This window comes from Variovorax sp. CF313 (assembly GCF_000282635.1).
In the GTDB taxonomy this organism is placed as follows: domain Bacteria; phylum Pseudomonadota; class Gammaproteobacteria; order Burkholderiales; family Burkholderiaceae_C; genus Variovorax.
Genome location: NZ_AKIW01000013.1, coordinates 129,347 through 150,309 on the forward strand (window position 1 = coordinate 129,347; position 20,963 = coordinate 150,309).

The 20,963-nt window shown below is 67.5% G+C and carries 19 protein-coding genes; 7 read left to right on the plus strand and 12 right to left on the minus strand.

The window, feature by feature from the left end; all coding sequences use genetic code 11:
• Positions 1-75: 75 nt before the first annotated feature.
• The 5 genes from PMI12_RS04380 to PMI12_RS04400 all read left to right on the plus strand — a co-directional run bounded on the left by PMI12_RS04380 (position 76) and on the right by PMI12_RS04400 (position 5,169).
• Positions 76-819, plus strand: a complete 744-nt coding sequence (locus tag PMI12_RS04380; RefSeq protein ID WP_007829524.1) for a FadR/GntR family transcriptional regulator — start codon at positions 76-78, stop codon at positions 817-819.
• Between the two features lie 107 nt (positions 820-926).
• Positions 927-2,309 (plus strand): ABC transporter substrate-binding protein, encoded by a 1,383-nt coding sequence (locus PMI12_RS04385; RefSeq protein ID WP_007829525.1) that lies wholly within the window; start codon positions 927-929, stop codon positions 2,307-2,309.
• Positions 2,310-2,352: 43 nt separating this feature from the next.
• Positions 2,353-3,231 (plus strand): carbohydrate ABC transporter permease, encoded by an 879-nt coding sequence (locus tag PMI12_RS04390; RefSeq protein WP_007829526.1) that lies wholly within the window; start codon positions 2,353-2,355, stop codon positions 3,229-3,231.
• Positions 3,228-4,079: a carbohydrate ABC transporter permease gene (locus tag PMI12_RS04395; protein WP_007829528.1), complete on the plus strand. Its 852-nt coding sequence runs from the start codon at positions 3,228-3,230 to the stop codon at positions 4,077-4,079. Before PMI12_RS04390 ends, PMI12_RS04395 begins: the two co-directional genes overlap by 4 nt.
• 19 nt (positions 4,080-4,098) lie before the next feature.
• Positions 4,099-5,169 (plus strand): ABC transporter ATP-binding protein, encoded by a 1,071-nt coding sequence (locus tag PMI12_RS04400; RefSeq protein WP_007829530.1) that lies wholly within the window; start codon positions 4,099-4,101, stop codon positions 5,167-5,169.
• A gap of 3 nt (positions 5,170-5,172) precedes the next feature.
• Here the strand turns inward: PMI12_RS04400 and PMI12_RS04405 are convergent, their stop codons facing one another.
• Both PMI12_RS04405 and PMI12_RS04410 read right to left on the minus strand, forming a co-directional pair.
• Positions 5,173-6,186 carry an endonuclease/exonuclease/phosphatase family protein gene (locus PMI12_RS04405; protein WP_007829532.1) on the minus strand — a complete coding sequence of 338 codons (1,014 nt, stop codon included), beginning with the start codon at positions 6,184-6,186 and terminating at the stop codon, positions 5,173-5,175.
• A 137-nt stretch (positions 6,187-6,323) separates the two neighbouring features.
• Positions 6,324-8,126 (minus strand): DEAD/DEAH box helicase, encoded by a 1,803-nt coding sequence (locus PMI12_RS04410; RefSeq protein ID WP_007829533.1) that lies wholly within the window; start codon positions 8,124-8,126, stop codon positions 6,324-6,326.
• 311 nt (positions 8,127-8,437) lie between these two features.
• On the opposite strand from PMI12_RS04410, the gene ettA reads away from it, so the two are divergent.
• Positions 8,438-10,099, plus strand: a complete 1,662-nt coding sequence (gene ettA / locus PMI12_RS04415) for an energy-dependent translational throttle protein EttA (RefSeq protein WP_007829535.1) — start codon at positions 8,438-8,440, stop codon at positions 10,097-10,099.
• 163 nt (positions 10,100-10,262) lie between these two features.
• Here the strand turns inward: ettA and PMI12_RS04420 are convergent, their stop codons facing one another.
• Genes PMI12_RS04420 through PMI12_RS04440 form a run of 5 tightly spaced genes read right to left on the minus strand, consistent with a single transcriptional unit; the run spans position 10,263 to position 15,365 of the window.
• Positions 10,263-10,715: a carboxymuconolactone decarboxylase family protein gene (locus PMI12_RS04420; protein WP_007829538.1), complete on the minus strand. Its 453-nt coding sequence runs from the start codon at positions 10,713-10,715 to the stop codon at positions 10,263-10,265.
• Positions 10,633-11,130: a MerR family transcriptional regulator gene (locus PMI12_RS28010; RefSeq protein WP_081502615.1), complete on the minus strand. Its 498-nt coding sequence runs from the start codon at positions 11,128-11,130 to the stop codon at positions 10,633-10,635. The genes PMI12_RS04420 and PMI12_RS28010 overlap by 83 nt, the downstream gene beginning before the upstream one ends.
• Positions 11,131-11,181: 51 nt before the next feature.
• Positions 11,182-12,951 (minus strand): aminodeoxychorismate synthase component I, encoded by a 1,770-nt coding sequence (gene pabB, locus PMI12_RS04430; protein ID WP_007829539.1) that lies wholly within the window; start codon positions 12,949-12,951, stop codon positions 11,182-11,184.
• A complete protein-coding gene (locus tag PMI12_RS04435; RefSeq protein WP_007829541.1) occupies positions 12,941-14,320 on the minus strand; it encodes a TAXI family TRAP transporter solute-binding subunit in 1,380 nt (459 codons plus the stop codon). Before PMI12_RS04435 ends, pabB begins: the two co-directional genes overlap by 11 nt.
• Positions 14,321-14,336: 16 nt before the next feature.
• The gene (locus PMI12_RS04440; RefSeq protein ID WP_007829542.1) at positions 14,337-15,365 is read right to left on the minus strand and encodes a P1 family peptidase; all 1,029 of its coding nucleotides are present in this window, start codon (positions 15,363-15,365) and stop codon (positions 14,337-14,339) included.
• 40 nt (positions 15,366-15,405) lie between these two features.
• Here PMI12_RS04440 and PMI12_RS04445 point away from each other — a divergent pair, with 40 nt between their 5' ends.
• Positions 15,406-16,698, plus strand: coding sequence for an NAD(P)/FAD-dependent oxidoreductase (locus PMI12_RS04445; protein ID WP_007829544.1), 1,293 nt, complete (start codon positions 15,406-15,408; stop codon positions 16,696-16,698).
• Between the two features lie 23 nt (positions 16,699-16,721).
• Here PMI12_RS04445 and PMI12_RS04450 read toward each other — a convergent pair whose 3' ends face one another.
• From PMI12_RS04450 to PMI12_RS04470, 5 genes are read right to left on the minus strand one after another with little or no spacing between them, the layout of a single operon-like run.
• Entirely contained in the window at positions 16,722-17,012 is a 291-nt protein-coding gene (locus PMI12_RS04450) for a copper-binding protein (protein ID WP_007829561.1), read from the minus strand.
• Positions 17,013-17,044: 32 nt separating this feature from the next.
• Entirely contained in the window at positions 17,045-17,491 is a 447-nt protein-coding gene (locus PMI12_RS04455) for a DUF411 domain-containing protein (RefSeq protein WP_007829563.1), read from the minus strand.
• A 10-nt stretch (positions 17,492-17,501) separates the two neighbouring features.
• Complete coding sequence (locus PMI12_RS04460) at positions 17,502-18,020, minus strand: cupredoxin domain-containing protein (RefSeq protein WP_007829565.1); 519 nt, start codon at positions 18,018-18,020, stop codon at positions 17,502-17,504.
• 33 nt (positions 18,021-18,053) lie between these two features.
• On the minus strand, positions 18,054-19,445 hold the full coding sequence (locus PMI12_RS04465) for a multicopper oxidase family protein (RefSeq protein WP_007829567.1): 1,392 nt from the start codon (positions 19,443-19,445) through the stop codon (positions 18,054-18,056).
• Position 19,446: 1 nt separating this feature from the next.
• The gene (locus PMI12_RS04470; protein WP_007829569.1) at positions 19,447-20,922 is read right to left on the minus strand and encodes a TolC family protein; all 1,476 of its coding nucleotides are present in this window, start codon (positions 20,920-20,922) and stop codon (positions 19,447-19,449) included.
• Between the last annotated feature and the right edge of the window lie 41 nt (positions 20,923-20,963).

The following is a 20,963-nucleotide window of genomic DNA, read 5'->3' on the forward strand; positions in this document are numbered from 1 at the left end:
TCATATGATAAGCGCGACCAGCACGCCGGACCCTTGGTGTTTTCGAGCGTCGAGATACCGAATTTCGCATCACACATGATCAAGAACATCCACGGTCGTACGCTCGAGCTGCTCGGTGAAGCCGTGGTGTCGGGACGCTATGCGATCGGTGCGTCGATCCCCTCCGAGCCGGTGCTCGGCGAGGAACTCGGCGTGAGCCGGACCGTGGTGCGCGAGGCCATCAAGTCGCTGGCGGCCAAGGGCCTGATCGTCACGGGGCCGAAGGTCGGCACGCGCGTGCTGCCCCAGGACAAGTGGAACTGGTTCGACCCCGATGTCATCACCTGGCAGGCGCGCGCGGGGCTCACGCCCGAGTTCCTGCGCGACCTGCAGGACCTGCGTCGCGTCGTGGAGCCGGCGGCCGTCAGGCTCGCGGCCGAGCGGGCCACGGCCAAGGACATCGCGGAAATAGAAACGGCCTTCGCCGGCATGAAGGAGGCGGTGGAAAACGGCGGCGACTACGTCACCTTCGACCTGCGCTTCCATAACGGCCTGCTGAGTGCCGCCGGCAACCGCATGCTGGCGCAGATGAGCAAGGTGCTCAGCGCACTGCTGCGCACCAGTTTCGAGATATCGACCGCCAAGCCCGACGGGCCCGCGCTTTCGCTGCCGCTGCATCGCGCGGTGATCGACGCGGTGATCGCGCACGACCCGAGCGGGGCCGAGCGCGCGATCATCCGCCTCATCGACGGCGCGCGCCAGGACATCGAGGACGTGCTGGGCTCTCGCCGGCGATTGCCGCGCCTGAGCAGGCCGCCGCCCAGGCTCAAGGCCAGCTAGCAGCATCTGCGCCGTCTACGCGTTTGTCCGCAGTTCGCATCCGGTTCTTTCACCCTACGCTCGCGCCCCGAGCAAATTCCACCCAAGAAGAGAAGGAGACATCAACCATGAAACTCGTCAAGTCGCTCATCGCGCCGACGCTGGTCGCGCTGGGCCTGCTGTCGGCAGGCCACGCTGCCGCGCAGGAAAAACTCACCGTCTGGTGGGTCAAGGGCTTCTACAAGGCGGAGGACGATGCGCTGTTCGCCGCCATCAAGAAGTTCGAGGAGAAGAACAAGAACGTCAAGATCGAACTGTCGCAGTACCCGATCCAGGACATGATCCCCAAGACCGTGTCCGCGCTCGACTCGGGCAGCCCGCCCGACGTGGCCTACGCCGACGTGTACGACTTCCAGGTCACGGGCAAGTGGGCCTTCGACGGCAAGCTCGAGGACATCAGCAGCGTGCTCACGCCCATGAAGGACCGCTTCGCGCCCAACACGATCGAGACCACCTACCTCTACAACGACCAGACCAAGAGCAAGGCCTACTACGCCTTCCCGATCAAGCAGCAGACGATGCACATCGAGTACTGGCGCGACATGCTGGCGGAGGCGGGCTTCAAGGAGTCGGACATCCCGACGACCTGGAAGGAGTACTGGACGTTCTGGTGCGAGAAGGCGCAGACCGCCAGCCGCCAGAAGAGCGGCAAGCGCACCTTCGGCATCGGCATGCCGATGGGCGTGGATTCGAGCGACTCGTTCTATTCGTTCCTGACCTTCATGGACGCCTACAACGTGAAGCTGGTGGACGACAACGGCAAGCTGCTGGTCGACGACCCGAAGGTGCGCACCGGCCTGATCGGCGCGCTGACCGACTACACCACGCCCTACACCAAGGGCTGCACGCCGCCGTCGTCGACAAGCTGGAAGGACCCGGACAACAACGTCGCGTTCCACAACAAGACGACGCTGATGACGCACAACGCGACCATCTCCATCGCCGCCAAGTGGCTCGACGATTCGGACAACGCCTCGCTCACGCCCGAGCAGCGCGAGGAAGCGCGCAAGAACTACACCGAGCGCATCCGCACGGCGGGTTTCCCGAGCAAGCCTGACGGCAGCAAGATGGTGTACCGCACCGCCGTGAAGACCGGCGTGGTGTTCAAGGACGCGAAGAACAAGGCGCGCGCCAAGGAGTTCGTCGCCTTCCTGATGCAGGAAGAGAACCTGACGCCGTACGTCGAAGGCTCGCTGGGCCGCTGGTTCCCGGTCACCAAGGCCGCGCAGCAGCGCGACTTCTGGAAGGCCGACCCGCACCGCCTCTCGGTCTACAACCAGTACGCCGCCGGCACCGTGACCTTCGAGTTCACCAAGAACTACAAGTTCACCGTGCTGAACAACGAGAACGTCTGGGCCAAGGCCATGAGCCGCGTCGTCACCGACAAGGTGCCGGTGGACAAGGCCGTGGACGAGATGATCGCGCGCATCAAGACGGTGGCGGCGCAGTAAGCGGCGCACACGCGACACCCGCAACCACCAGCAGCTGCATGCCATGAGCGCCACAGCCACCGCCGCCGCGTCGACCCCGACGCCTGTCGTCAATCCCGGAGCGCGGCATGCGCGCTGGCAGTTCTGGGGCGCGGTCATGGTCGTGCCCTACCTGCTGGTGTTCGTGGTGTTCGTGCTGTACCCGGTGGGCTATGGCCTCTGGCTCGCCCGCCATCCGCAAAGCTACGTGAAGCTGGTCGAAGACCCGATCTTCTTCCGCTCGGTGATCAACACGGCCATCTTCCTGATCGTGGCGATCAACCTCAAGATGCTCGTGGCACTGGTGCTCTCGGGCTTCTTCGTGACATCGCGCTGGTGGATCAAGATCGTCTCGGCGATCTTCATCCTGCCCTGGGCGATGCCGTCGATCCCGACCATCCTGTCGATCCGCTTCATGCTGAACCCCGAGTGGGGCGTGATCAACAGCACCATCTTCCGCCTGACCGGCGCCGATGGGCCCAACTGGCTCAACGACCCCGCGCTGGCATTGGCCTTCGCGATGGTGGTGCACGTGTGGAAGTCGCTGCCGTTCTGGACGCTGATCCTGGTGGCGGGGCGGCTGGCCATTCCATCCGAACAATACGAGGCGGCCTCCGTCGACGGCGCCTCGTCGTGGCAGAAGTTCCGCTTCGTGAGCTGGCCGGCACTGAAGACGCTCTACATCACCTCGACCATCCTCTCGATGATCTGGACGCTGGGCGACTTCAACAGCGTCTACCTGCTGACCGGCGGCGGCCCCGCCGACCTGACGCATGTGCTCGCCACGCTGGGCATCCGCTACCTGCGCCTCGACCAGGTCGACCTGTCGATGGCTTCCATCGTGGTGGCCTTGCCGCTCGTGCTGCCCCTCGTGTACTTCATGATGAAGAGGCTCTCGAAATGAAGCGCTGGACTCCGAAAGCCGTGCTCACCGAAGCCCGGCTCCTGCTCATCGGCATACCTGTGCTGCTGTGGACGCTGATCCCGGTCTACCACATGGTGCTGTTCGCGATCTCGTCGAAGGACTCAGCGACCTCGGGCCACCTGTGGCCCAAGAACCCGACGCTGGACAACTTCCGCATCGTGTTCCAGCAGAAGCATTTCTACCTCGACCACTTCTGGCTGCAGCTGTGGAACTCGCTGCTGATCGCGCTGTCGGTGGGCGTGCTCACGCTGTTCGTGGCGACCACAGCCGCATTCGCCATCAGCCGGCTGCGTGTGCGCGGCGGGCGCACGGTGATGAACCTGGCGCTGTTCACGTACTTCATCCCGGCGGCGTTCCTGGCCGTGCCGATGTACAAGACCATGGGCAACTACGGGCTGCTCAACAGCCAGTGGGCGTTGATCCTGGCGATGGTGACCATCGCTTCGCCGTACTGCATCTGGGTACTGAAGCAGGCGTCGGACAAACTGCCCTACGAACTCGACGAGGCCGCGCGCATGGACGGCGCCTCGCCGCTGCAGTTGTTCCGCCTGGTGTACTTGCCGCTGATGGTGCCGTCGCTGGTGGCGGTGGGCACCTATTCGCTGCTGCTGGCATGGAACGAATACCTCTACGCCTTCCTGCTGCTGTCGAACGACAGGAGCGTGACCCTTGCCGTCGCGCTCGGCAACTTCCTCTCGGCGGACGATTCGCCATGGGAGCTGCTGATGGCCACCGGCCTCATCTATGCGTTGCCGCCCGCGGCGATCTACTACGCATTCAAACGCTACATGGTCGGTGGTCTTACTGCCGGCGCCGTCAAGAGCTGAGCGAATCCAGGAATCACAAATGGCATCCGTAACCTTTCGCAATATCCAGAAATCCTTCGGCAAGGTCCAGATCATCAAGGGCCTGGGCTTCGACATCAGCGACGGCGAATTCGTCGTGCTGGTCGGCCCTTCGGGCTGCGGCAAGTCGACGCTGCTGCGCATGCTCGCGGGCCTGGAAGACATCAGCGGCGGCGAGATCGTCATCGATGGCCGCGTGGTCAACGACCTCGAGTCGAAGGACCGCGACATCGCCATGGTGTTCCAGAGCTACGCGCTCTATCCGCACATGACGGTGGGCGAGAACATGGGCTTCAGCCTGCGGCTGCGCAACGCCGAGAAATCGGTGACCGACGAGCGCGTGGCGCGGGCCGCGAAGATACTCAACCTCGACGCATTGCTGGGCCGCTATCCGCGGGAGCTCTCGGGCGGCCAGCGCCAGCGCGTGGCCATGGGCCGCGCCATCGTGCGCGACCCGAAGGTGTTCCTGTTCGACGAGCCGCTGTCCAACCTCGACGCCAAGCTGCGCGTGGCGATGCGCGCCGAGATCAAGGCGCTGCACCAGCGCCTGAAGACCACCACCGTCTACGTGACGCACGACCAGATCGAGGCCATGACCATGGCCGACCGCATCGTGGTGATGCACGACGGCATCATCGAGCAGATCGGCACGCCGCTGGAGCTGTACGACCGGCCCGACAACCTGTTCGTCGCGCAGTTCATCGGCTCGCCGTCGATGAACGTCATCGAAGGCACGGTGCGGCGCGCGGGCGGCGACTGCTGGGTCGAATCGCAAGGCGCGCGCTGGCCGGTGCCGGCCGGCACCTCGGCCCCCGACGGCCAGCCGGTGCACTACGGCATCCGGCCCGGCGACATGACGCTCGGCGGCGGCCCGCACAGCGTCGAGGCCAAGGTGATCGTGGTCGAACCCACCGGCGCGGAGACCGAACTGCTGGTGCAGGTCGGCGAAGAAAAGCTGGTGCTGGCGGTGCATGGCCGCGTCGATGCCGGACCTGACGAAACGGTGCGGCTGGCCATCGAGGCCGAGAACGTGCACCTGTTCGACCGGCAGACCGGCCGGCGCATGGGCTGATCCTCAGGCCGTGCGCAGCCGCAGCAAGGCGCGCACGAAGCCGTGGTCGGAGCGCGAGCGGTCGCGCCCTTCGTGCAGGTGGTCGTTGAAATAGTCGACCCGCCGCACGTCGCCCAGGCTGTGCCGGCTGGTGGCGACGAACTCCTCGCTCACGAAGATCTGGTCGAGCACGTCCGGAAAGCCCTGGTGGATGTGCGAATACGCCACGTCCTTCTTGAGTGCTGATTCACCCTGCATCTCGTAGGCGTTGAACAGGGCCACGTCGCGCGCGGCCTTGTCGTAGGCCACTTCGGAGGTGGCAGCCACGAGCTGCGTCGTCACGCTGTGCGGGTTGTCGTTGAAGTCGCCCATCACCACGAGCGGCACGTTCGTGTCCTGCAGCAGATCGATGACGATGCAGCGCAGGGCCGCGGCTTCCGCGCCGCGCATCAGCAGCGAGCGCATCGAGGCCATCACGCCCACCTTGCGGTCGTCCCGGTCTTCGAGCGGGTTGCCTTGGGCGTCCTGCAGGAACTTCGGGCGCTTGGACTTCAGGTGCACCGTGAGCACATGCACCTGCTGGCCGTGCTTCATGCGCACCGTGGCGAGCAGGGGGGGCCGCTCGAAGCGCGTGTGGGGGCCCAGGCCCGGCACCTCGACGCCGAAGCCCGGAGGGAAGTCGACGAAGGAGCGAAGCTCGTCCACCTTCAGCCGCGTCGCGATGCCCACGCGCGGCGTGCCCTGCGCGCCGCTGTGTGGTGGCGTGTTCTCGGCACCCGGCACCGAGACGAAGTCGTAGCGCAGGCCGCTGCGCGCGATGCAGGCCTTGAGCGCCGACTCGTCCCACACCTCCTGCACCGCCAGCACGTCGGCGTTGAGTGCATGGAAGCGCTCGCCGGTCCAGTCGATCTTTCGTTCGTACTCGCGCTCGGTGTAGGCGTCCTGGTTCTCGTAATACACGCGGTTCGGTGCCGCGAGATTGAGGAGGTTGCAGGTGGCTACGAAGAGGGTGGCGTAGTTGGGTGGGATGTATTGCATGGCGGCGATGATTGTGGCTCGGGTCACCGTTGCCTATCGAAACCTTGCCTGCCACACGCGCTGACGACCTCAAAAGAAAAAGGGCACCGAGTGCCCTTTCTTCATCTTCCGGGTAGGTGTTCTACCCGCGGCGAGTCTCAGCGACCGAACGAACGGCCACCACCGCCGCCGCCCGAGCGGCCACCGCCACCATAGCCGCCGCCACCCGAACGGCCACCGCCGCCCGAACGGTTGCCGCCGTAGCCGCCACCACCACCGCCGCCACCCGGGCGACCGCGACCGCGTCCGCCACCCATGTGGTCGACGCTCGTGCGCAACGGATCCGGCTGGCCGGCGCCGCCTGCGACCGCTTCGGCGCGCAGGTGTGCGACCTGGTTGGCCTGGGTCGGGCTATGGCTGTTGCCGTGATGGCGTGGCTGGCGCTCGTCATGCGGCTGATGGGCCTGTTGCTGATGTGGCGCATGGTGCGGCGCGCGTGCCGGACCTTGCGGGCCACGGCCCTGCGGTGCGCGAGCACCCTGGCCGCGCGGGCCTTGCCCCTGGCCTTGGCCGCCACCGTTGGCGTTGCGGCCCTGGCCGCCACCACCGCGGCGTTGACCGCCGCCATTGCCGCCGCCACCACCGCCAGCGCGCTCGCCGCCGCCGCCCTGGCCGGCCTTGTTCTCGCGGATGCGCTGCAGCATCTCGGTGCGGGCAGCCTTGGCGGCCGCCTGCATCACGTCGCGGCTCGGCGGACGGCCGGCGCCGCCCCAGATCGTCTGGCGACCCATGGCGATCGGCTCGGCGCGTTCGCCGTCTTCAGGGCCGAAGCCTTCGACGATCTGCACCGGAATCGTCTGCTTGGTGAAGCGTTCGATTTCCTGCATGAAGCCCTCTTCGTCCAGGCACACGAAGCTCACGGCCTCGCCGCTCGAACCGGCGCGGCCGGTGCGGCCGATGCGGTGCACGTAGTCTTCGCTGACGTTCGGAATCTCGTAGTTCACGACGTGCGGCAGTTCATCGATGTCGATGCCGCGCGCCGCGATGTCGGTGGCCACCAGCGCTCGGATGTCGCCGGTCTTGAAGCCGGCCAGCGCTTGCGTGCGGGCGCTCTGGCTCTTGTTACCGTGCAGCGCCATCGCCTCGATGCCGTTCTTGGTGAGGAATTCGGCCACGCTGTTGGCGCCGAACTTGGTGCGCGTGAACACGAGCACCTGGCTCCACTTGTTCTCGTTGATGATGTGCGCGAGCAGCGCCTTCTTCTTGCCGCGGCCCACGGGGTGGATCACCTGGGTGATGCGCTGCACGGTGGTGTTGCGCGGCGTGACCTGGATGCTTTGCGGGTTCTTCAGCAGCGTGGCCGCGAGGTCGCGGATCTCGTCGCTGAAGGTGGCCGAGAACAGCAGGCTCTGCTTTTCCTTGGGCACCAGGGCCAGGATCTTCTTCACGTCGTGGATGAAGCCCATGTCGAGCATGCGGTCGGCTTCGTCCAGGATCAGCATCTGGACCTGGCTCAGGTCGAGCATGCCTTGCTGCTGCAGGTCGAGCAGGCGGCCAGGGGTGGCCACGAGGATGTCGACACCCTTCTTGAGCTTGCTGATCTGCGGGTTCATGCCGACGCCGCCGAAGATCACGGTCGAGTCGAGCTGCAGGTACTTGCCGTAGGTACGCACCGACTCTTCGACCTGGGCCGCGAGTTCGCGCGTGGGGGTCAGCACGAGGGCGCGGATGCCGGTACCGCCGAACTTGTTGGTGGCGCTGCGGCTCATGCTGAGCTTGTGCAGCATCGGCAGCGTGAAGGCGGCCGTCTTGCCGGTGCCGGTCTGGGCGCCGCCCAGCAAGTCGTGGCCTTCGAGAACCGCGGGAATGGCTTGCGCCTGGATGGGGGTGGGGGTGTCGTAGCCGTGCTCGTGCACAGCCTTCAAGATGGCGGGGGCCAGCTTCAGTTCGTCAAAATTCATTGGAAACAATAAGCGCCATACACGGCGCAGTGGCATCGGCCCGCCAGGCGTCTTGTTGACGCCGAGCCAGTCAAGGCAGATGAAGGTCAGGGGTGGGAGCCGGAAAGTCCGCCCTCGCAAAAGGGTTGAAATGGAGCTTTCTTCGTCCCCGGCAGAGAGCCGGTGTTGCGGGCAACTGGACCCGGCAACGGTGGCTATTGTCGCATGAGTCGATAATCGGTGGTTTGCCGCGCCTGAATGCTTCCCAAGGGCTTCTTTCTGGCGACCGCGCTTTCCCCCCGAATCTTTGTACCCAAGGTAACTATTCCCAGATGGCTCAATACGTCTATTCGATGAACCGCGTCAGCAAGACCGTGCCGCCCAAGCGGCAGCTCTTGAAAGACATTTCGCTCTCTTTCTTCCCCGGCGCCAAGATCGGCGTGCTCGGCCTGAACGGCTCGGGCAAGTCCACGCTGCTCAAGATCATGGCGGGTGTGGACAAGGAGTTCGAGGGCGAGGCGCTGCCCATGCCGGGGATGACGATCGGCTATCTGGAGCAGGAACCCAAGCTCAACACCGAGCACACGGTGCGTGAGTCGGTCGAAGAGTCCATGGGCGCGGTGTTTGCGGCCAAGGCGCGCCTCGAAGAGGTGTACATCGCCTATGGTGCCGAAGACGCCGACTTCGACGCGCTGGCGGCCGAACAGGCCCAGCTCGAAGCCATCATCGCCACCGCCGGCACCGATTCCGAGCATCAGCTGGAAATCGCCGCCGATGCCCTGCGCCTTCCGCCGTGGGACGCGAAGATCGGCCTGCTGTCTGGCGGCGAAAAGCGCCGCGTGGCGCTGTGCCGCCTCCTGCTGTCCAAGCCCGACATGCTGCTGCTCGACGAGCCGACCAACCACCTGGATGCCGAATCGGTGGAGTGGCTCGAAGTGTTCCTGCAGCGCTTCTCGGGCACCGTGGTGGCCATCACGCACGATCGCTACTTCCTGGACAACGCGGCCGAGTGGATCCTGGAAATGGACCGCGGTCGCGGCATCCCCTGGAAGGGCAACTACAGCACCTGGCTCGAGCAGAAGGGCGAGCGCCTCGCGCAGGAGCAGAAGAGCGAGGAAGCCCACGCCAAGGCGCTGAAGAAGGAACTGGAGTGGTCGCGCCAGAACCCGAAGGCACGCCAGGCCAAGAGCAAATCCCGCCTGGCCCGCTTCGAAGAGCTGAGCGACATGGAATACCAGAAGCGCAACGAGACGCAGGAAATCTTCATTCCTGTGGCCGAGCGGCTGGGTCAGCAGGTGTTCGAGTTCCACGGCGTCAGCAAGTCCTTCGGCGACCGCATGCTGATCGACAACCTGAGCTTCACCGTGCCGCCGGGCGCGATCGTCGGCATCATCGGTCCGAACGGCGCCGGCAAGTCGACGCTCTTCAAGCTGCTCGCGGGCAAGGAAAAGCCCGATTCGGGCGAGGTCGTCATCGGCCAGACCGTGAAGATGGCCTTCGTCGACCAGCACCGCGACGAGCTGGCCAACCAGAAGACCGTGTGGGAAGACATCTCGAACGGCCTGGACATCATCAACGTCGGCAAGTTCCAGATGGCGAGCCGCGCGTATGCGGGCCGCTTCAACTTCAACGGGGCCGACCAGCAGAAGAAGGTCGGTACGCTGTCGGGCGGTGAACGCGGCCGCCTGCACCTGGCCAAGACGCTGATCGCCGGCGGCAACGTGCTGCTGCTGGACGAACCGTCGAACGACCTCGACGTGGAAACGCTGCGCGCGCTCGAAGACGCGCTGCTCGAGTTCGCCGGCACCGTCATGGTGATCAGCCATGACCGCTGGTTCCTCGACCGCATCGCCACCCACATCCTGGCCGCCGAAGGCGACAGCCAGTGGACTTTCTTCGACGGCAACTACCAGGAGTACGAAGCCGACAAGAAGAAGCGCCTGGGCGAAGAAGGCGCAAAGCCCAAGCGCATGCGCTACAAGGCCTTGAAATAGGGCTCGCCCCCAGGCTGCGCGCACTTCGTGTCGCTTCGCCTACCCCCTGCCGGGGGCAACACCTGAGGCCCGGCGGAGCCGGTTCCTCGGTGTTCCTGGATTTGCTCCCTCCCCCCGCTGGGGGAGGGTTGGGGCGGGGGCACGACGGCCTGCGAGAAACCCCTCAGTTCGTTTCGGCAAGAGCGCGCGGTTCCGCAAGGGACTGCGCGCTTTTTTCATCGTCGGCCGCGAACACCTCGCGCGCCGCAAACAGGCCGTTGAGCGCCGCCGGAAAGCCCGCGTACACCGCCATCTGCATGATGACCTCGACAACCTCGGTGCGCGTCGCGCCGACGTTCAGCGCACCCTGGATGTGCACCTTCAGCTGCGGCGTCGCATTGCCCATGGCGGTGAGCGCGGCCACGGTCGCGATCTCGCGGGAGCGCAGGTCGAGGCCGGGGCGCGAGTAGATGTCGCCGAACGGAAACTCGATCACCAGACGGCCAAAGTCGGGCGCGATGTCGGCCAGGCTCTCGACCACCTTGACGCCGCCTTCACCGTCGATCTCGTGGAGCTTGGCGAGGCCGCGCGTGTAGCGCAGGTTGTCGTTGTGGCCCTGGTTCTGTGTGTTCGTCATTGCTCGTCTTTCCTTCCGGGGCAGTGCCCGATGAAGGAGGACGCTTCTTCGTCTTCTCGACCGCGCGGTAGTGGTCGATCTTGAGCGACAGCGCCTGCATGGATTGCTGCAGCGCCGCCACCCGGGCCTGAACTTCGGCAAGGTGCTGTTCGAGCATCTCGCGCCGTTCGCCGACGCTGGCGTCCCCCTGGTTTCGAAGCCTGACGAAGGCCTGCATGCCCTGGATGGACATGCCGGTCTCGCGCAGGCGCAACAGGAAATCCAGCAAGTCCATGTCGGCGCTCGCATAGCGCCGCTGACCGCCCGGTGCACGCGGCACCGCGGCAATCAGCCCGATGCGTTCGTAGTAGCGCAGCGTGTAGGCCGTGAGGCCGGTTCGCTGCGCGACTTCCGCGATGGTCAGACTGGTTTCCATGGCGTTGATTCTCGAAGTTAGAGCGCGCTCCAAGTCAAGCGCTTTGACGAACTATTTTTGCGCAGTGTGCAGGTCGGCATCGAGCCAGCCGCGCAGGCTGTTCACGAAGGCAAGGGCCTGCACGCGTGGCAGATCGTTCACCCGCACGACGGCTTCGGCAAGCTGGCCGCTGCGCAGCCGGTTGGCGCGGCCGACGCCGTTCAGCAGGCCGCAGTGCAAGGGCGGCGTGACCCAGCGGCCGTCGAGCAGCAGGGCGATGTTGCCGCGCGTGCATTCGGTGATCTCGCCATCGCGGTTCCACAGGAGCGTGTCGAACACGCCCGCGGCGGTGGGCGCGAAGGCCTCGTAGTGGGCGCGGCGGGTGGTCTTGAAGCGGGTGAAGTCGCTGTCGGCCTCGTCGAACGCGCGCGTGGCCAGTTGCAGTTGCACGCGCGCGGGTGGCGCCTCCATCGCAAAGGCTTCGGCGCGCGGCGCGCCTTGCGCGTCGAGCAGCAGGCGCACGCGCCACATACCGGTGGCATGCCGTGCCTTGAGTCGATCGAGGCATGCAGTGACGGGCGCTTCGCTCCACGCGCGGCCGAAATGCGCTGCCGCGGCCGCCATGCGCGCAAGGTGTGCGGGCGCATCGCGCAGCTCGCCGCCAACCAGCGCAAGGGTTTCGAGCAGCTCGAACGGCGGGTTCGCCGCCTGGCCCAGGAAGGCCCGCTTGTGGCGCCATTCCTCCCATTCGGCGTCCGCCCGCGCATCGGCCGTGATGCCGCTGCCGATGCCGCAGCGCGCCTCGGTGCCGCGCAGCGTCACGGTGCGGATCGGTACATTGAAGGTCGCATGGCCGCCGGGCTGCACCACGCCGACCGCGCCGCAGTACACGCCGCGCGCCTCGGGCTCCAGCTCGCGGATCAGCCGCATCGCGCTGACCTTGGGCGCGCCGGTGATCGAGCCGCACGGGAACAGCGCCCCGAACACGTCGGCCAGCGTGATGCCCTCGCGCAGGAGCGCCTCGACATCCGACGTCATCTGCCACACCGTCGGCAGAGCCTCGGTATGGAAGAGCCGCGGCACGCGCACCGAGAAGGGCTGCGCCACGCGCGACAGGTCGTTGCGGATCAGGTCCACGATCATCACGTTCTCGGCCCGCTCCTTCGGCACGGTGCGCAGCCGCCGTGCCAGCGCTGCGTCCTCGGCCGGTGTCGTGCCGCGCGGGGCCGTGCCCTTCATGGGGCGCGCCAGGATGCGGTCGCCGTGCCAGTCGAAGAAGAGTTCGGGTGACACCGACAGCACCTGTTCTTCGCCGGTGTCGATGAAGGCGCTGTAGCCGCCGGGCTGCGCCTGCCGCAGCGCGAGGAACCAGTCGAGCGCATCGCCGTGGAATTCGGCATTCAACGCGGCGGTGTAGTTGAGCTGGTAGAGCTCGCCGTCCGCAATTGCGCGGTGGATGGCCTGCATGCGCTGGTCGAAGGACTCGCGCGAGAGGCTGCCTTGCCATTCGACCGGCGGCATTGCGGGCGAATCTTCCGGCCAGGGCAGCACTTCGTCATGCACGCCGAACCATGCCAGCGGGCCGTCGGCTTCGTGCACGGCCAACGCAGGATCGAACGCCACAGCCGCCTCGTAGCGCAGGTACCCCACGCACCAGCGCCCCTCGCGCGCCAGCGCCTCGATAGCCTCCAGCACCGGCCGTACCTCGCCGGCAGTCCGCGCCACCAGCACGCGCGATGGCGCGCCGAAGGCCAGGCGCAGCCGGCTCGCACCGTCGCCGTGCGGCTGCGCAAAATCGATCAGCGTGCGCAAGGCCGGAAGCAGGGCTCCATCAGCCGGCATCGTTCGCCGCGGCCGTCGGTGCGGCAGCGCCTTGCGACGTCCTGGCCAGCACCCGCTTGCGCACCGCATAGATGTTGTTGCGCAGTGCGTAGAGCTCGTCGGCATACGACAGCGGCACCGCCACCTTGTTGACCGTGCGGTCGAGCTGGTCGAGGTCGTCCAGCAGCGTTTTCTGTTCGCCCTGTTTCGCATCGACCTTGGCCTCGATGTCGCGCAGCCGTGCATACCAGCGGAACACGCGCCGCCGCACGCGGAACTGGTACAGCGGCGGCACCACGCGGCTCAGCGGCAGCATCAGCACCAGCAGGCCGCCCAGCACCAGCCACATGCGCTCGACCAGGTTGCTGGCCCAGAACGGCAGGTAGCGCTGCCAGGCCGGCGGCGTGCCGTTGATGGCGCGGTCGCCCTCGGGGCTCACCGGCAGTTCGCTGGTGCGGGTGTTGGGAAAGTCGCGCGCCCGGTTGAACCAGCCGGCGCCGCCGTGGATCGACTGCGCCGCCTGCGCGAACAGCTGGCGCAGGGCGGGGTGCGTTTCCTCGCGTGACAGCAGCGAGGTGGTGGCTGCGAGCAGCGACACGTCGTGCGGCGGCAGGTCTTTCGACAGGTCGACCACGCCGCGCGGCAGCGTCACTGCCGAGAGGAACGGAAAGCGCCGCGAGTAGGCATCGGCCTGGCCGAAGTCCATGAGCTTGATGTCGTCCGAGCGCAGCAGCCGCTGCACCTGCGGCGACTGCGGCGCCGAAGACAGCACGATGGCATCGAGCAGCCCGGCCTGCAGCGCTTCGGCCGCCGCCGCCTGCTCGAGGTTCGACAGCAGCAGGTCGTCCGGGCCCAGATGGTTGGCCTTGAGCATCCGCTCCATGATGTCGGGCAGGCCGCTGCCCGGCAGGTCGACGTTCACGCGCAGGCCGCGCAGTTGCGTGAGCGACGTCAGCGTGCCGGTCTTGCGGTCGATCTTCTGCGCCGAGTCGGCGCGGTAGAACAGCCAGATCGGCTCGTAGAACAGGCTGCCGAGCGAGGTCAGGCCGGCTTCTTCGTCGGCCACCGGGTCGGCGCTGCCGCCGCGCACGAAGCCTACGTCGGCGCCGCCGGTGCGCAGCAGCTGCAGGTTCTCGGTGGAGCCCGACGTGGGCTTGAGCTCCACCTCGATGCCGGCGCGCTTGAGCGCTTCCGCGTAGTGCTTGCCGAACTGTGCATAGGCGCTGCCCGTGGGGCCGGTGGCGAGCGTGACGTGCTTGGGCGGCTGTGGCTGCAGCCACCAGTAGGCGGCGATCAGCAGGCCGATCACGATGAACACGATCGGCCCGGCCGAGGCGATCAGGTCGCGGATCGACAGCAGGATCAGTTTCAAGGTTCTGGGAAACGCCATGGTGTCTCTTCCGTGTTCAGCCACGCGGCGTGGCGAGATCGGCCGCGCAGGGAATGTGCAACTCGCCCACGGTCACGGACCGCGCTGCGTGCACCGCGCGCAGCGTGGCGATCGCGACGGCCTCGGCCGCCATGGTGCTGAGCACCGTCATGCCCGGCGCGCTGCCTTCCAGCGGCACGCGGCCGGTGGCCAGCGCGAACAGCGTGTCGCCATCGCTCATGGTGTGCACCGGGTTGATGGCGCGCGCCAGACCGTCGTGGGCGACCATGGCGAGCCGGTTGGCCTGCACCTTGGTCAGCACCGCGTCGGTGGCGATCACGCCGATGGTGGTGTTGGTGCCCGCCAGCAGCGGCTTGGGGCTGTCGCCGCGCAGCAGCGCGCGGCGCGTGTCGAGCAGCGCCTTGCCGTCTTCGGTGCGCGCGCCGGCCACGGGCTGGCCGGTGTTGTGGTCGATCACGTCGCCCAGCGAGTTGACCGCGATCAGCGCGCCGACCGTGACGCCGCCGACCGTGACCGACGCGGTGCCGACACCTCCCTTCATCGCTCGGTCCACACCGAAGAGCTTGCCCACCAGCGCGCCGGTGCCCGCGCCCACGTTGCCTTCGGCGGGCGCCGCGGTGCTCGCGGCCTCGCAGGCGGCGTAGCCGGCGGCGGCATCGGGGCGGATGCGCGCATCGCCCATGGGCAGGTCGAACAGCACGGCGGCTGGCACGATGGGCAGGATGCCGAAGCGCACGTCCATGCCGATGTTGCGTTCTTCCATCCATCGCATGGCGCCGTCGGCGGCCGCGAGGCCCCAGGCGCTGCCGCCCGCGAGCATCACCGCGTGCACCTGCTGCACGAGGTTGCCGGGCGCGAGCAGGTCGGTCTCGCGCGTGCCGGGGGCGGCGCCGCGCACGTCCACGCCGGCCACCGCGCCGTCGCGCGCCATGACCACGGTGCAGCCGGTGGGGCGGCGGGTGTCGGAGAAATGGCCGACCTCGATGCCGGCGACGTCGGTGATGGAACCGGCGGATTGGGAGGGAGCAGAAACTGAGGCTGGCATGGCGGCCGATTATGGGACCGCACCCTCTACGATCCTCGTCATGACAGTTGCAAGAAGTTTCTCTCCCGGTGGCGGACGCCGCCATGTGGTGGTGATCGGCGCGGGCGCGGTGGGCAGCGCCACCGCCATCGAGGCGCTGCGCGCGGGCCTGCGCGTGACGGTGCTGGAGCCCAACGAACCGGGCGGCCCGCAGGCCACGAGCTACGGCAATGCCGGCTGGCTGTCGTCGCACTCCGTGGTGCCGCCTGCGTTGCCGGGCGCCTGGCGCAAGGTGCCGGGCTGGCTGGCCGACCCGCTCGGTCCGCTCGCCCTGCGCTGGCGCTATCTGCCGCGCGCCTTGCCGTGGTTGCTGCGCTACCTGGCTTCGGGCTGGACCGAGGCGCGCGTGCAGCGCACGGCCGACGCGCTGCGCACGCTGCTGGTCGATGCGCCCGCGCTGCACGCGCAACTTGCGGCCGAGGCTGGCGTGCCGCAGCTCATCGAGCGGCGCGGGCTGTTGCATGCCTATCGCTCGCGCGCGGAATTCGATGGCGACGCGCTGGGCTGGCGCGTGCGCCGGCGTGTGGGCATCCAATGGAACGAGTGGAGCGAAGACGAGCTGCGCCGCCGCGAGCCCGATCTGGATGCGCGCTACACGCTCGGCATCTTCGTGCCCGAAGCCGGCCATTGCCGCAATCCGGGCGCCTACGTGGCCGCATTGGCGCGGCATGCGCTCGATGCGGGCGCCGAACGCATCACCGCCCGCGCGACGGGCTTTCTCGTCGATGGCGGGCGGCTGCGCGCAGTGCGCACCGAGGCCGGCGACATCGCCTGCGACGGCGCCGCCATCTGCGCCGGTGCGCGCTCGGGCCCGCTCGCGGCGGCGGCCGGCTCCGCGGTGCCGTTGGAGTCCGAGCGCGGCTACCACGTGGTCATCGAAGACGCTGCGGCCGGCCCGCGCACCCCGACGATGGTGGCCGACGGCAAGCTCATCGCCCACTGGATGGACGGCGGCCTGCGCGCGGCGGGGCAGGTCGAGATTGCCGGCCTCGAAGCGGCGCCCGACTGGCGCCGCGCCGGGATCCTGCACCGGCATCTGCAATCGATGTTTCCCGCGCTCGCTGCAGGTGCATCGCCGGCGAAGCACTGGCTCGGCCATCGCCCGAGCCTGCCCGACGGACTGCCCTGCATCGGCCCGGCCGCCGCCAGCGCCGACATCGTCCTAGCCTTCGGGCATGGCCACGTGGGCCTGTGCGGCTCGGCGCGCACGGGGCGTCTGGCGGCGCAACTGCTCGCGGGCGTTGCGGCGGAGATACCGTTGGCCCCGTTCGATCCGGGCCGCTTCAAGCCATAGGGCCAGCCGACATGCCGAGTGCGTCAGTTCGCCGGTGCGATCGACAGCACCGTGAGCGCGCCATCGACCTTGTCGGCCGTGAACTGCACCTTGTCGCCCGGCTTCACCTTCGCGAGCAACGCAGGGTCGCTCACGCGGAAGACCATCGTCATGCCGGTCATTTCGAGGTTGGGAATGTCGCCGTGCTTCAGCGTGATCTTCTTTGCGTCGGTGTCGATCTTGCGGACCTCGCCTTCGACGGACGGCAATGCAGCCTGCGCGAAAGCGACTGCGGCGAGCAGCGCGGCGGAGAGTGCGGTGAACAATTTCTTCATGATGAGTTTGCCTTCCTCGGTGGTCGGTTGATTCAGCGATAGCTTTGATAGATGCGTGTGCTGCCATCGGCCAGCACCAGCAGCACGTCGTAGGGATCGCGCTGGTCGCCATAGGCAGGGCCGTCCATGCCCGGCGAGCCGACCGGCATTGCGGGCACGGCGAGGCCGACGGCCTTGGGCTTTTCCTTGAGCAGCCGCTGCACTTCGCGTGCGGGCACGTGGCCTTCGATGGCGTAGCCGCCGACGAGGCCCGTGTGGCACGAGCCCAGCTTGGCAGGCACGCCCAGGCGGGTGCGCGCGGCTGCGTTGCCTTCGTCGTGCACGCGCGTGGCGAAGCCGCTCTTGTTGAGGTGCTTGACCCAGTCCTGGCAGCAGCCGCAGTTCGGGTCTTTCCAGATCTCGACCATCGGTGCTGCGGCCATCGCTGTGAAAGGCAAAGTGGTCGAGGCCAGTGCCAGCAGCAGGTTTCTTCTTTGCATGGGTTCTCCTTCAGGATTTGCCAGCGGCAGCCAGCACGCGGATGCGGCCGGCCATGCCGAGTTCGTAGTGGTCCTTCACGAGGCAGGCGAAGTCGAAGTCGCCGGCGCGGTTGAAGGTCCAGACCATGTCGCCGGTCTTGCCGGCGGGCACGTGCACCATCCACGGGTCGTCGTGTTCCATGTCCGGGAACTTCTTCATCATGGCCGCGTGAGCCTCGATTTCGGCGGTGGTGCCGAGCACGAGTTCATGCAGTTCCTTGCCGCGGTTCTTCAGGCGCAGGCGGATGGTGTCGCCTTCGCGCACTTCGATGACCGAGGGCGTGAAAGTCATGTCGTCGGCCATCGCGATGTCGATGGTTCGCTTCACTGCATTGGCCTTGCCTGCGATGCCCCAGGCCTTCTGCTCGGGCGCGAGCGTGGCAGCGCCTTTGGGCTTGGGGCCGTTGTGGGCCTCGTGGGCCAACGAAGCAGTAGTGGCAGCCGCGAGCACGAGGCCCGCGGCGATGGACTTGATGAGTGTCTTGTTCATGAGTTGAGCTCCAGAGAGGAAGGGGTAAAGGAATCAGTGGTTGTGTGCGCCATGCCCGGAGGGCTTGCGCACGGTTGCGTCGGGGCTACTGTTCTTCATCGACGGTGCGGGCGTTTCCTTGCGCGTGGCCGGCGGCACGTTCGCGTTCGGCACTTCGCGTGCGACCGTGCCGGCCGGGTGCTTGAACCAACCCGGATCGCGGTAGTCGCCGGGCTTCTGGTCGCGCCGCACCTTCAGCAGCGTAAACATGCCGCCCATCTCGGCCGATCCGAAGGGGCCGGTGCCGGTCATCATCGGCACGGTGTTGTCGGGGATGGGCATTTCCATTTCGCCCATGTCCGCCATGCCCTTGTCTCCCATCACCATGTAGTCGGGCACGAGCTTGCGGATCTTCTCGGCCACGCCCTTGTGGTCCACGCCGATCATGGTCGGCACGTCGTGGCCCATCGGCCCCATGGTGTGGTGCGCCTTGTGGCAGTGCAGCGACCAGTCGCCTTCCTCGTCGGCTATGAATTCCATCTGCCGCATCTGGCCCACCGCGATGTCCACCGACACCTCGGGCCAGCGCGCGGTGCGCGGCACGGGGCCGCCGTCGGTGCCGGTCACCTCGAACTCGTGGCCGTGGATGTGAATGGGGTGGTTGGTCATCGTGAGGTTGCCCACGCGGATGCGCACGCGGTCGCCCTTGCGCACGTTCAGCGTGTCGATGGCCGGGAACACGCGGCTGTTGAAGCTCCAGATGTTGAAGTCGGTCATGGTGTTGACCTTGGGCGTGGCGCTGCCGGGCTCCACGTCGAAGCTGCCGAGCAGGAAGCAGAAGTCGCGCTGCACGGGCTCGATCAGCGGATGACTCTCCTTCGGGTGCGTGACCCAGAAGCCCATCATCCCCATCGCCATCTGCACCATCTCGTCGGCGTGCGGGTGGTACATGAAGGTGCCGGGCCGGCGCGCGGTGAACTCGTAGACGAAGGTCTTGCCCGGCGGAATGTGCGGCTGAGTGATGCCGCCCACGCCGTCCATGCCGTTGGGCAGGCGCTGGCCGTGCCAGTGCACGGTGGTGTGCTCGGGCAGCCGGTTGGTCACGAAGATGCGCACGCGGTCGCCCTCGACCACCTCGATGGTCGGGCCGGGCGACTGGCCGTTGTAGCCCCACATGTTGACCTTGAAGCCAGGCGCCATCTCGCGCACCACGGGTTCGGCGACGAGGTGGAATTCCTTGACGCCGGCGTTCATGCGCCAGGGCAGCGTCCAGCCGTTGAGCGTGACGACGGGGTTGTAGGGGCGGCCGTTCGGCGGCACGAGTGGCGGCGCGGTGGCGGTGGAGCCCCGCGACACCGGTTCGGGCAGCGCGGCCATGGCCACACGGCTTACGGTGGTTGCGGCGACGGCTGTGGCCGCGCCTGCGAAGAAGTTGCGGCGGTTCATGTCAGTGGCCTCCCTTGGCGGGGGCGTCACCGGCCGCAGCGGTCTGCAGCGCCGTCATGCCACCGGGCGAGCTGCCCGTGAGCACCAGCTGCAGATCGGTGTCCGCCAGCCAGAAATCGCGCTGCGCCTCGATGCCCGCGTTCACCGCGAGCATGCTGGCGCGCGTCTCGCCGAGCAGTTCCCACACGCTCGCGAGCATGCCGTTGTAGCGCAGCACCATCTCTTCGTTGACCTTCTTGCGCAGCGGCAGCACCTCGTCGCGGTAGCGGCGGGCGAGGGTGTAGGCGGTGTTCCAGCCCTGCCATGCCTCGCGCGCCTCGCTCGCGGCCAGCACGCCCACGTCGCGCACGCGGGCGGCCGACTGCAGGTATTGCGCCTCGGCGCGGCCATTGCGGGCCTGTCCCCAGTCGAAGATCGGAATGGGCAGGTCGAGTTCGAAGCCGCGCTTGGTCTTTTTCGTGCGATCGGCGTCGTTGTCGAAGGTGGTGTTGCGCACCACGCCGAGCTCCATCGCGTTGATCACGCTGGTGGCATGCGTCAGGCCCAGCGAGCCGGCCACGGCGGTGTTCTGTGCTTGCGCCGAACGCACGTCGAGGCGGTCGCGCAGCGCCAGCGCCTGCACGTCGCCCAGTTCGGGCGCGGCTTGCGGCAGCGGTGGCAGGCGGTCGGGCAGGGTGTAGCCGGCGCGAGCGCCGCCCAGGCCCATCAGGCGCGTGAGCTGCTCGCGGCTAGCGACAGCCGCCTGCTCGGCACGCGCGAGCTGCGCGGCCGCGTCGGCCAGCAGCAGTTGTTCGCGGGTGCGCTGCAACGCGCTCCAGTTGCCGACCTGGGCCATGCGATGCGCGAGTTCGGCGCCGGCTTCCGCGGCCTCCTTCGCGTCGCGCAGGTAGACCACGCTCTGCTGCGCCGCCACCGCGCGCACCCAGGCGCGGCGAGTGTCAGCGGCGAGCGTCAGCACGCTCTGCGCAGCCTGCAGCTTGGCCGCCTCGTGCCGCTGGCCGGCCCATCGGGCCTGCCATGGCAGCGTGACCAGGCCCACCACGTTGAAGCTGAGCATCCGCTCGAACTCGCGCTCGCTGCCCTGCGCCAGCCGGCTGAAGGAAAGCACCGGATTCGGCAGGCTCGCGGCCTGCACACGGTCGGCATCGCTCAGTTGCAGGGTGGCGAAGGCGTCTTGCACGCGCGGGCCGTTGATGAGTGCGATGCGTACCGCGGCTTCGACGTCCAGCGGCTTGGCAAGCAGGGCATCGACGCTCTTTTGCGAGGCTTCGTCGGGCGTGCGCTGGGCTGCGGTGCCCGCCATCAGCGGGTTGCCGTTGACCAGCGCCTGCACGTCGGCGGTGCCGCCGTCGGGCGAGAGGCTGGCGCAGCCGGCCAGTATCAGGACGCTCGCGAGTGCAGTGGCGCGTTTGAGCAGCGCGCTACTTCTTCGATAGCAAGGGGGGCCGGCAGGCTGCCGGCGAACAATGGGGTTCACGCTCGATCTCCATGAGCAATACGACGGACGCTGCGAGCCGG